The organism is Finegoldia sp. BIOML-A2 (genome assembly GCF_009678315.1).
In the GTDB taxonomy this organism is placed as follows: Bacteria; Bacillota; Clostridia; order Tissierellales; family Peptoniphilaceae; genus Finegoldia; species Finegoldia magna.
This window is the reverse complement of the sequence record NZ_WKZE01000003.1, coordinates 35,042-46,201: the sequence shown is the minus strand read 5'-3', so window position 1 is coordinate 46,201 and position 11,160 is coordinate 35,042. Positions and strand designations below refer to the sequence as shown.

Here is an 11,160-nt window from a genome sequence, read left to right as displayed (position 1 = left end):
TGAAACTCTACTTTGAAATGATGTATAATATATATATGATAAGCGAAAAAGGGAGGGTTTGCTTATGAATAAGTTTAAAAAAATAGGTGAAATGAATAGCAAACAATCTGAGCTTTACGATAATGTATACGAGATTTTCGAGTTCATGGGAGAAACACTGGAACTTCCGAAAAATCGATTCAAAAATAAAAAACACGGCTTGTTTAAAATGGGATTATTAGCTTTTATCATCACAGCTATTTTGGAATATTATTCAAGCTTTGACACAATTGCATTTATCAGAAGAAACTATCTTGTAGGATACATTTATTTTGCGCTAAGATGCGTGTTCATATTTGCGTTTGCTATTTTTAAATTCAAAATAATTTACAGAGTAGCTAACAAGTTTTTCGTAAAAGATGATTGGCGAGAAGACGAAAACTACAGCATATTGCTATTAGTTATGTTTCAAGCAGCGATGTCAATGGCACTTTATCCACTGGGAGTTTACATTGTTATTGCAGAAGCTTTCGTTATATTGTTGTTTTTCTTGGGACTTAACATCAAAAACTTCAAATTTGAGAAAATACCTTACGTCATTATCACATTCATGTCTTTGTATATTGGGTTGAGATTTGTTAGACTTTTCATTTACAACATAGTGATAAATTGGATAGAAACTACAAACATTGTTTTCTTATAACACAAGCGCTCACAACTGTGGGCGTTTTTTGAATGCAAATACATACAAAAATTAAAAAGGTAAGCCTCAAAGCCTACCTTTTTAAATAGAGAATTTTAAATGAAATGGTTAGTTAGCTAATTTATAAGTGATAACAACAGGTGTTTTATCAGCTGGAACTGAATCAGCCAAAGTGTATTTTACTCCGTCTTTTTCGTCAGCGCCAATTAATTGTGATGCGTTTGAAGTTATTCCCAAAGGACAACTTTGTAAGCATGTCATGCAACCTGTATTCATATCTTTTGCTGGTTTTTGGTTACCACCAAATCTGATGTCGATTTCTTTTCCTGAAGAATCTTTGATTACATCGTTGATTCCTAATTCGTTATCAGAACCTTGGAATTTGAATGAAATATCGATCTTGTCACCTTTAACGGCTTCTTTTCCCATGTTATCCATTGTAACGTTGTTGCCTGGTTTTGCACCGATTTTTTCTAATGCATCGTACAAATCATTTTGGTTAGAATAAGATACAAACATTGATTGTTCGTTGTTCTTACCTGATTTTGCTACAATAGCATGCATTGTGCTTTCTTTTTTGAATTTATCGTTAACTTCAGCGTAAACTTTGATTTGTTTGTTAGCTTCGTCAACAATCATAGGATTATCAGCAGTTGGTTCTTGTGCTTCTTCCTTCTTTTCTTCAGTCTTTTCTTCAGTTTTTTCTTCTTTCTTTTGTTCAGTTTTTTCTTCTGTCTTTTGTTCTGTAGAAGAAGTTTGTTTATTATCTTCCTTAGAACATCCTGCGAACATTAAACTTGCCATTAATAATAATGCCAAAATTTTGAATTTCTTCATTAAAGTCATCTCTTTTCTTAAAAATTGTTTATTGTTATTTGTTTCCTCATTAATATTATATCTATATTTTATCATAGTTTCATCACTTCATTTATTGCAAAATCTAATAAATAACATACTATTTATAAGCTGAGTAAATAAATGAAATCTACGGTATAATAATGAAAGAGGTGATATTTGTGAAAAAATACGGAGAAGACGTGGCAATTGTAGAGGAAAATCCCAAACCTACGAAAATTTACGACAATAATATGCGTCAAGGAGAGGAAATCGTAATAAAAAAAGGAACGCCTACGATCAAGAAATTGTACTACGAAAATATCAACGGACAACCTACAATTAAAAAAGAAGAAATAATCGAAGAAGGCTCTCCAACTGTGATAAAAGTCGGAACAAAAGGGATAGTCAACGATTTGGATGTCACAAAATCAGATATATAATGTGATAAAATTCTTGGTTTGTGGTATAGTTATAGTAGAAATGAATTGTTGAATTCATTCAAATTTACAAGGGGGAAATATTATGGCAAGCTTAAAAGGTACAAAAACAGCTACTAATTTAATGGCAGCATTTGCAGGGGAAAGTCAAGCAAATATGCGTTATACATATTTTGCTAACACAGCAAAAAAAGAAGGCTACGTTCAAATTTCTATGATTTTTGAAGAAACAGCAAGAAATGAAATGGCTCACGCAAAAAGATTCATGAAATTCTTGGCTGAAGATTTACAAGACGCTGAAATAGAAATCGAAGCAGGATTCCCAGTTCACTTAGGAGACACTAAGAGTAACCTAAAATCAGCAGCAGAAGGAGAACACTTCGAAAATTCTGAAATGTATCCAGAATTCTCAAAAATCGCTGAAGAAGAAGGATTCAAGGAAATCGCACGCGTATTCACTGAAATCGGAGAAGTTGAAGAAGCTCACGAAAAAAGATACAGAAAATTATTAGAAAACATCGAAAAAGATAGAGTATTCGAAAGAGAAGAAGTATACTTATGGAAATGCAATAACTGTGGCTACATTCACGAAGGTAAAACAGCACCTAAGAAATGCCCAGCATGTGATCACCCACAAGGATTCTTTGAAATCTTCAAAGAAACTTATTAAAATCAGACAATATTAGTAAAATCAAAGTCCTCAAAGGTTACTTTTAAACCTCTGAGGACTTTTTGTCTTAAATATTACTAGTTTTTTCGCAAATAATATTCTTCGCTAAATTTCTTATCTTTGCTTTGATGCTTTCTATATTAATCACGATAATACCTCTATATATTTTCTTACATCCTCTTCAATATTAAACATCCTACTGTATTTAATAAGTCTTCTAAGATTTTTGTTATTTGATTTAAAATATCTTGTAATTCCATCCGTGAAAATTTGAGTATCAATTTTTTTCCTGTTCATTACAATATCGCAAATCGTCCTATCTATATCGTAGACAGCAACGTTATTTCCCAATGGAGTTTCAATTTCTGAAATTCCCACATCAAAAAATTCTTTTTGAATATAATGCAACTTCAAATTCTTATATCTTTTTTTAATATGACTGGCATTATAACCCTGTGGAACGGATATATGAAAAATATTTGTCGTCCTGTCTGATAAATCATGAAGATATAACGCTGTTTGATGTGAAAAAACGATCCTCTTGCTTTTAGAAGAAATCAGAACGAAATCATCAGTCAATTCTCCATTAACTTGGTAAACTCCAGGTCGTAGCCTTTCCAATTTGCCAACATTTGATAAATCTGACAAAAATTGTCTGTGATAGCCAAGTTTCATCGCATCTTCATTTGTAATTATTGAATTATTTTCTAGATGATTTTTCAATGCATTCATATATCTCACCGTCACTTTCGCTTTAATTATACAATATTAAAGCGAAAGTGTAAACAACACACAAATCATACCAAAATTTTACACACAATTTTCCAACATTTTACCCAAAACATTGACAATTAGCTAAAAATAGTATATAATTTCATTGTAATTATTTATCTATGGGTACCAAATACAATTATTTGGTAGTTTTTATCTGATGACTATTGCTCGATAAAGAGCCTGGAAAGCATCTGATGTGATACTCTTATAGGCTAAAAAGAACAATAAGGTTCAGAGTTTTTACAAGAAAAAATCAGCAAACAAAAAAGCATCAAAACCAGAGATTGCAAAGGCAAGTTAAACTTGAACCGCAGTCTTTTTTTCGTGGTCAATTTTAACTTCCTAATTTCTAAACGGGGGAAGATAATATGCTTAGTAGAATGCTAAAATTTTTCGGATTAAGTAAAAAAGGATTATTAAAAATAATCTTAGGATGTGCAATAATGGCGTTCGCAGTAGTGAACGTACATAAACAATCAGGCGTAACTGAGGGCGGAGTGCTTGGAATGATGTTGTTCTTGAACAAAATCTTCGGATTTGACCAATCAATAACATCAGTAGTATTGGATGTGAGCTGCTACGTTCTTGGATTTTCAATAATGGGATTTGATTTTGTGAAGAAAGCTTTCGTAGCCACAATATCATTTGCCGTATTTGCGAAATTTTTCAATATTATAGGGCCGGTGTTGCCAAGTATGTACGATATGCCATTGTTAGCAAGTATTGTCGGAGGAATCTGTATCGGATTAGGATGCGGACTTGTAGTAAGTGAAGGTGGAGCAGCAGGTGGCGATGACGCCTTAGCAATGACGATATCCACTAAATCGGGACTCAAAATATCATTAGCGTATTTGTTCTCGGATATAACAGTGTTGGCACTGTCACTTTTATACATTCCAGTCGACAGAATTATGTTCTCACTTTTGACAACTGTAATATCATCATTTTTGATAGGACAATTCGAAGTGGAACTTCCAAATTCAGAAATCAAAATGGCAAATCAAGCCGTATCAAAAGCTTAAATCAATCAAGCCTTGTGCTTGATTTTTTTATTGCTTACATTCTCTTTCAAACACCAAATCAATTTTAGGATTGTTTCCAATACCGATTTTAGTTTTATTGATAGTAGTCACAAACCTAAAACCTTCCTTGGCATAATCATCTATGATTTTTTTATAATCATCTGATGCTAATCCACAAGTTCTCACTTCAACGTATTTGTATTCGTATTTTTGTTTCATAATAATCTCCTCAATTTATTTTTCTGTTAATAGATTATTACCCCAAATTTTAAAATAATATATCAAATGATTTACAAATACAATAATAAGATATATAATCGGGTTAAGAAAACGGTGCGCAAAATCAAAGGAGGGAGATATGAGACTTAAAGACAATAAAATAATAATCCTATTGATATTTCTGACTAGTTCGATACTGATATTTGGATTTAATTATTTATATGGTAACAACAGAAAACCTTCTCCTTATTTTATGAGTGACAAATTTATAGCTTTTGAATCAAACAATAATAATCATAGCCTTGACTTTCTTAATATGAATGAAAACATATCAGTTGTAGCTGAAATAAAAAACTCCAAAGATGTTGCAATATATGATCCAGTGATGAAATACTATATGGGTTCTACAAAAATAATTGATCCAACTACATTTAGATATTTCTCAAAAGAAGATTACAAAAACAAAAACAACGTGTCTATTTTGATATATCCAGTGACTTATTTTGTAGAAGGGAAAATATCATATTACGATAAAAAAGAAGTAGAAGATAATTATCATACTGAGATAATTAATATGTTTGATGTTCAATCTTTCATTGCTAATGATGGAAAAGTCGATGTAGTGAGAAATCTATTCACAATTAAACCAGAAAACATTTCAACACTTTACATAGACTCTAGTGATGATAAGTCATTGAAATCGGTTGCAGAATCTCTTGAAAAAATCGGATACAAGAGAAAAGAAATCAAAATGTACGACAAGCTTACTCTAAGGGATTTAATAAAATCATATCCAGAATACAAGGTGTATGCTCAGTTTATTACTAATAGCACAGTTATGGCTTTGGCAATGTATGCAATTGCATTGTGGATGTTTTTGAACAAATACAAGAAATTCGTAATTATTAGCGCGAATTTTGGTGCAAAACGAAAAGACATCATGAAGATGTTCATTGAAAAAGCCTTGGGATATAGTTTTATAACATGTGCAATATCAACAGTGTTGACGTATGGATATCTTGCAATTATTAATGAAAACAAAATCACGATTTTTCTTATATTGCAATTGCAGATTATTTTAATAATATTGACTGTGATTTTGAGTGCTTTAAGAGCTAAACTCAGCTACGATGAGTTTGAAAAAGAGGTCTTGTATGATAAAAGATAATATTAAACTAGGGCTAATAGATGTTTTCAGAAATAAAGTTGTGTTTTGTTTGATGTTGCTTTTAATTTTCTCATTGGGAACAATTGTGGAATCTGCAACAGATTCTTATTTGAGAAATAAGTTTAAGGAGTTTCAATTAAGTGAACAGCCTTCATATAGCGCTGTTGTGTTACAGACAACTGATGACAAGGGATACGATTATTCGAATACTTATGGAAAAAAACTGGACGATATATTTTCAAAAAACGGGCACACTTATACCACGAATTCATCACTTTGTAGAAATTGCGATACAGATATAATTGTGTTGTATGGAAAATTCAACAAAAACACTAAGAGCAGAGTTTTTTGGTTAGTTGGTAATAAAAATGTGACTGATTTGAAGAATGAGGCGGAATTTGAAGTGGTTTCTCATGATGCGATGAACTATGATATGATGAATCAAGAAATCAAAAGCTATATTGATTACGATAAAAGAGTATTATTGGAAATAAAATCTGATAAATATAAAAATGTTAGTGGCTACAAGTTTCGTGATGCAGATATACTTGATTTAATTGAGAATGCAAAGTTTTCAGAAGATGAGATAAATAAAGGTGTTGACAGAGAATTTGAGAAGATTTTCGATGGCAACAAGCTAATGGTCATTAATAACACAAATAAAAAATACGACGACGATGAAAATACATACATCTTCAAATACATTGTTCCATATTGTCTGATTACGATGGGTATAACGATATTGAGTTTTGTGATTTTCTTCAAATATATGCTAAAAAGCCTACAAAAAGAGTACAAAATCCACATTTTATCAGGAGCTAGAACCAAGGATATTATGACACGAAACTCCGTTTTTGTAGTTTTAGTAAATGTTGCAGCATTTTGTTTGCTTTTCGTATTAAATGGATTTGCAATTAATACTTTTTCGGTAGTGGCGTTTATTTACATGATTTTATGTATATTGATATTAGAAATAATTATGTATTTGATTTTGAAAAAAAGCGATCTGATTGATTTGATAGGTGATTGATTATGATAGAAATAAAAAATTTGACCAAAAAATTCAACACAAATGGCGAAGAACTCCTTGTATTAGATAATGCTGAAATGAATATAAATGATGGGGACAATATCATTATCTCAGGAGAAAACGGAGCAGGTAAGACTACTTTTTTGAAGATTGTGGGTTTATTGGATAAGAAATATTCAGGAGATTATATTCTGGATTCCAAATCAGTTGGGGATTTTACCGAAAAAGATATGTCTAAATATAGGAATGAAGTGTTTGGGTTTATTTTTCAGGAATACAATTTGATAGAATCAGAGACTACCTACGATAATGTTCTCATACCATTAATCTATTCATCGAAATACAAGAGAGCTGACAGGAAACAAAGAATTCAAGAGATTAGCGAAGAATTTGAAATAACGGAGATTTTGAACAAAAAAGTGAAGTATCTATCAGGAGGGGAAAGACAAAAAGTGACCATTGCAAGAGCTTTGGTGAATGACCCTTCAGTTATTCTAATGGATGAGCCCTCGAACACACTTAATCTTAGAATGAAGGACAAGCTGATAGAATATATCGAAGTTCTGAAAAGAAAATCAAAAACTATCGTAGTTGTCAGTCACGACAAGTATTTGACTGATAATTTGAAAAAACAAGATTTTGCGGAATATGAACTGGAAGATGGAAAGTTTCACAAAAATGAAGAATAATTTTGAATCAAGCCTTGTGCTTGATTTTTAATTGCAAGAAAACTTGGGTATATATAATTAACTGGAGGTATTTATGGAGAATACAAAAAAACTAAAATTTTCTAATCTTTTGATTGCGATTTTACAAGGAGTTATCCTTTTGCTTTTGTTCGTAATTCCAGAGCTTATTGTTGGAGTGATTGGAGGAATTGTTGCCCAATTTGTAGGATTTGATGGTAATTTCCAAGATTTTTATGCGAAAAACGGGGCGGCTTTTCTTCTATGTGGACAAATCCTAAGGATTATTATTTTCCTTTTAATCATTAAATTTAGAACGAAGATTTTTCAAACGAAATACAATAGGGATTACTTAAAGAAAAGAAAGATTACTTTTTCAGAAGTTTTGAAGCTTTTCGTGGTGGGAATTGGTCTTATGGGTCTTATCAATATTACTGTTGCTTTGATGATGTATTTGGGCAAATTCTTCCCACAAATTGTGTCAAGCCTTGAAGTTTATAACAAGGCATCTGAACAATTGATGAAGGGCAATATGATGTTGTCGGTTCTTGCTATTACGATTTTCGCTCCGATTTCAGAGGAGTTGATGTTGCGTGGGACTTTGTTCACAGAAAACGAACGACTTCTTCCTTATAAATGGGCGATTATTCTGAATGGGATTGTGTTCGGAGTGTTCCATTTTAATTTGTTCCAAGGAGCGTATGCATTAATCGGAGGAATTGTGATTTGTGCGGTGTATTATTACACAGAAAGCATTTACGCTTCCATTCTTCTTCACATGATTAACAACACTTTCAGCGTGGTTATTTCTTCGAATGAGGCTGTGGTTCAAAGTTTTGCTTCGATTTTTGGAATTGTAATGCTTGTGTGCATGATTTTGATGTTTGTTTTCTTAAAGGATTTCAAAAAGAAGAGAGAACTCAGACATTTGAATTACGAAGATTTAAAAGAATAAATTTGAAATTATCGACAGACCTCGATGTGTAAATACGCATTGAGGTTTTTTGTTTATTGTAATCAGATGTTGATTTTTTTGTTGAAAAACTATAGTATAATAGCATGTAAGAGAGGTTAGATTATGATTTATTTGGATTATGCGGCGACATCTTTGAAAAGGGTGGAGCTTATTGAATATATTATGAATAATATGATGGATTTTGATGCGAATGCTGATAGTATTCACAAAATGGGAAGACTTGCGAAGAAGACTTTGGAGAATTCCCGTCATGAGATTGCGAAGTTTTTGAATACTACGGATGATAGGATTGTGTTCACAAGTGGTGCGAGCGAATCCAACAATTATATTATCAATAATTTTTCTGATGAGAATTACGATATTATCACATCACAAATTGAACATCCATCTATTTTGAATCCACTAGATCACAACAAATCTAATGTAATTTTGATAGATGCACAACAAAACGGTGTGGTTGATTGCGATGAAATTATTCGAAACATCACACCTAATACAAAGCTAATTATTCTTCAACATGTAAACAATGAAACGGGAGTTATTCAACCTGTGAAAAAACTTGGAGAATATTTGAAGGATACGGACATTTGGTATCATATCGATGCGACTCAATCGGTGGGTCATGTTGATGTCGATGTTGAGGATTTGCACTGCGATTCGTTGTCGTTTTCGGGACACAAACTAGGAGGACTCAACGGATTCGGGGTGTTGTATATAAGGAAGGATTTGGATAATCTGATTTATGCAGGTGAGCAAGAAAATTACAGAAGAGGTGGCACTTCTTTTGTGATGGGGGCATTTACTTTGGAGAAATCTCTTTTAAAATCTGTCGAAGAACGTGAGTATATTGCAAATTTGAAGAAGATTTTCATTGAAAACATCAAATTCAAATACGAAATTAATGGTAACGTGGATAATTCTGCATCTCATATTTTGAACTTGTACATTCCGTTTGAGAAGAATGATTTCTTGTTGACTTATTTGGATATGCATGGGGTGTGCGTGTCAGCAGGGTCTGCTTGTTCTGCGGGTAGCATCACGAATTCACATGTGATTGAAAATATGTACGACGGACAAAGGGCAGAACATTCGGTGAGGTTTAGCTTTGGGTTTAAAAATACAGAAGAAGAAATATTGAAGGCAGTGAATGTGTTAAATGATTTGTACGAAAAAGGAAAATACAATGGATAATTCGAAAATAAAAGTAGTAGTAGGAATAAGTGGGGGCGTGGATTCGTCAGTGGCGGCACTTTTGTTGAAACAACAAGGCTATGATGTCGTGGGAATTTTCATGAAAAATTGGGACGAGACAGATGATGATGGCGTCTGCACGGCAGAAGAAGATTACAAGGATGCGGTCGCTGTTGCGAATGAAATCGGCATAGATTATTATTCGATTAATTTCGAGAAGGAATACTACGACAGAGTGTTCACTTATTTCTTGGACGAATACAAAAAAGGAAGAACTCCCAATCCCGACATAATGTGCAACAAGGAAATCAAATTCAAAGCGTTCTTGGATTTTGCGATGAAGCTAGGCGCAGATTATGTGGCGACGGGTCACTATGCTAGAATTGAACGATGTGATGACGGAGTGAAGCTACTTCGTGGGCTTGATAATAACAAGGATCAGACGTATTTTCTAAGCCAACTTACGCAAGACCAAATCAAAAACGTAATGTTTCCAGTTGGAGAACTTCAAAAAAAAGAAGTGCGTGAGATAGCGAAGAAATATAACTTGGCTACGGCTGACAAGAAAGATTCTACGGGAATTTGCTTCATCGGAGAGAGAAACTTCAATGAATTTTTGTCGCATTATTTACCAGCGAAACAAGGAAACATCGTAGATGTCGATGGAAATATAATGGGCAAACACAATGGGCTGATGTATCACACAATCGGTCAACGAAGAGGGCTTGGAATTGGCGGAGACGGAGCAGCGTGGTTTGTGTGCGGGAAAAATTTGGAGAAAAATGAACTAATCGTATGCCAAGGAGAAGACAATCCGCTATTGTACTCCAACAAATTATACGCCAGTCAATTTGAAACATCGCTTAATCATTTGGACAGAAATGAGTTCGACTGTACAGCCAAATTCAGATACAGACAAAAAGACATCAAAGCGCACGTAAAATTCATCGACGACACTCATGTGGAAGTCACTTATGATGACACGAAAGCCGTAACACCAGGACAAGCAGCAGTGTTCTACGACGGCGAAGTGTGCATCGGCTCTGCGATAATAGATGAAGTGTACAATGGAGATAAAAAATTAATGGTATAAGCAAGTCCACTAGGTTGTAAAATCTGGTGGATTTTTTTGTGGAAAAAATTTTATTTAATAGTTCAAGATTTATAAAATTTTGAAGGGAAATTATATTAAAAAATTGAAGACAGTTTAATTTCAATTTTAATTCAGAAGAAAAAATTTACAAAAACGTTTTAGTGTGTTATAATTTAATTACAAATTAACAAGGAGGCAATTATGGAAGTTACTGTAAACGAAAAAAATATTTTGAATTTTTCAGAACTTGATTATGAAGATATTTTTGGAGAAATAATGAATGAATCTATTGATCCTCAAGTATCTAATGAGGTAAATGGACCAGGTGGAACTATTATAAATGTTTTGTGTTAAAGAAGATAGTCAGTGGATAGT

General features: G+C 32.9%; 14 protein-coding genes. 11 read left to right on the top strand and 3 right to left on the bottom strand.

The window, feature by feature from the left end:
* Positions 1-64 precede the first annotated feature (64 nt).
* Positions 65-682: a hypothetical protein gene (locus tag GKF99_RS04285; RefSeq protein WP_094206549.1), complete on the top strand. Its 618-nt coding sequence runs from the start codon at positions 65-67 to the stop codon at positions 680-682.
* 108 nt (positions 683-790) lie between these two features.
* Here the strand turns inward: GKF99_RS04285 and GKF99_RS04280 are convergent, their stop codons facing one another.
* Positions 791-1,594, bottom strand: coding sequence for a YdjY domain-containing protein (locus GKF99_RS04280; protein ID WP_241673567.1), 804 nt, complete (start codon positions 1,592-1,594; stop codon positions 791-793).
* Between the two features lie 104 nt (positions 1,595-1,698).
* Between GKF99_RS04280 and GKF99_RS04275 the strand changes: the two genes are divergently transcribed.
* Positions 1,699-1,959 (top strand): G5 domain-containing protein, encoded by a 261-nt coding sequence (locus GKF99_RS04275; protein WP_094207804.1) that lies wholly within the window; start codon positions 1,699-1,701, stop codon positions 1,957-1,959.
* Positions 1,960-2,041: 82 nt separating this feature from the next.
* Positions 2,042-2,626, top strand: a complete 585-nt coding sequence (gene rbr, locus GKF99_RS04270; protein WP_094207803.1) for a rubrerythrin — start codon at positions 2,042-2,044, stop codon at positions 2,624-2,626.
* 144 nt (positions 2,627-2,770) lie between these two features.
* Here rbr and GKF99_RS04265 read toward each other — a convergent pair whose 3' ends face one another.
* Entirely contained in the window at positions 2,771-3,358 is a 588-nt protein-coding gene (locus GKF99_RS04265; protein ID WP_094207802.1) for a type IV toxin-antitoxin system AbiEi family antitoxin domain-containing protein, read from the bottom strand.
* A gap of 410 nt (positions 3,359-3,768) precedes the next feature.
* On the opposite strand from GKF99_RS04265, the gene GKF99_RS04260 reads away from it, so the two are divergent.
* The gene (locus GKF99_RS04260; protein ID WP_154272744.1) at positions 3,769-4,422 is read left to right on the top strand and encodes a YitT family protein; all 654 of its coding nucleotides are present in this window, start codon (positions 3,769-3,771) and stop codon (positions 4,420-4,422) included.
* Positions 4,423-4,449: 27 nt separating this feature from the next.
* Here GKF99_RS04260 and GKF99_RS04255 read toward each other — a convergent pair whose 3' ends face one another.
* Positions 4,450-4,641, bottom strand: a complete 192-nt coding sequence (locus tag GKF99_RS04255; protein WP_154272743.1) for a DUF4177 domain-containing protein — start codon at positions 4,639-4,641, stop codon at positions 4,450-4,452.
* Positions 4,642-4,780: 139 nt separating this feature from the next.
* Here GKF99_RS04255 and GKF99_RS04250 point away from each other — a divergent pair, with 139 nt between their 5' ends.
* From GKF99_RS04250 to GKF99_RS04220, 7 genes are all read left to right on the top strand, one after another.
* Positions 4,781-5,809 (top strand): FtsX-like permease family protein, encoded by a 1,029-nt coding sequence (locus GKF99_RS04250; protein ID WP_154272742.1) that lies wholly within the window; start codon positions 4,781-4,783, stop codon positions 5,807-5,809.
* Complete coding sequence (locus tag GKF99_RS04245; protein ID WP_154272741.1) at positions 5,796-6,839, top strand: hypothetical protein; 1,044 nt, start codon at positions 5,796-5,798, stop codon at positions 6,837-6,839. Before GKF99_RS04250 ends, GKF99_RS04245 begins: the two co-directional genes overlap by 14 nt.
* Before the next feature lie 2 nt (positions 6,840-6,841).
* The gene (locus tag GKF99_RS04240; protein WP_154272740.1) at positions 6,842-7,528 is read left to right on the top strand and encodes an ATP-binding cassette domain-containing protein; all 687 of its coding nucleotides are present in this window, start codon (positions 6,842-6,844) and stop codon (positions 7,526-7,528) included.
* Positions 7,529-7,601: 73 nt separating this feature from the next.
* Positions 7,602-8,480 (top strand): CPBP family intramembrane glutamic endopeptidase, encoded by an 879-nt coding sequence (locus GKF99_RS04235; RefSeq protein ID WP_154272739.1) that lies wholly within the window; start codon positions 7,602-7,604, stop codon positions 8,478-8,480.
* A gap of 123 nt (positions 8,481-8,603) precedes the next feature.
* A complete protein-coding gene (locus GKF99_RS04230; RefSeq protein WP_154272738.1) occupies positions 8,604-9,692 on the top strand; it encodes a cysteine desulfurase family protein in 1,089 nt (362 codons plus the stop codon).
* Positions 9,685-10,785 carry a tRNA 2-thiouridine(34) synthase MnmA gene (mnmA, locus tag GKF99_RS04225; protein WP_154272737.1) on the top strand — a complete coding sequence of 367 codons (1,101 nt, stop codon included), beginning with the start codon at positions 9,685-9,687 and terminating at the stop codon, positions 10,783-10,785. Before GKF99_RS04230 ends, mnmA begins: the two co-directional genes overlap by 8 nt.
* 201 nt (positions 10,786-10,986) lie before the next feature.
* Positions 10,987-11,139: a hypothetical protein gene (locus GKF99_RS04220; protein ID WP_154272736.1), complete on the top strand. Its 153-nt coding sequence runs from the start codon at positions 10,987-10,989 to the stop codon at positions 11,137-11,139.
* The last annotated feature ends 21 nt before the right edge of the window (positions 11,140-11,160 follow it).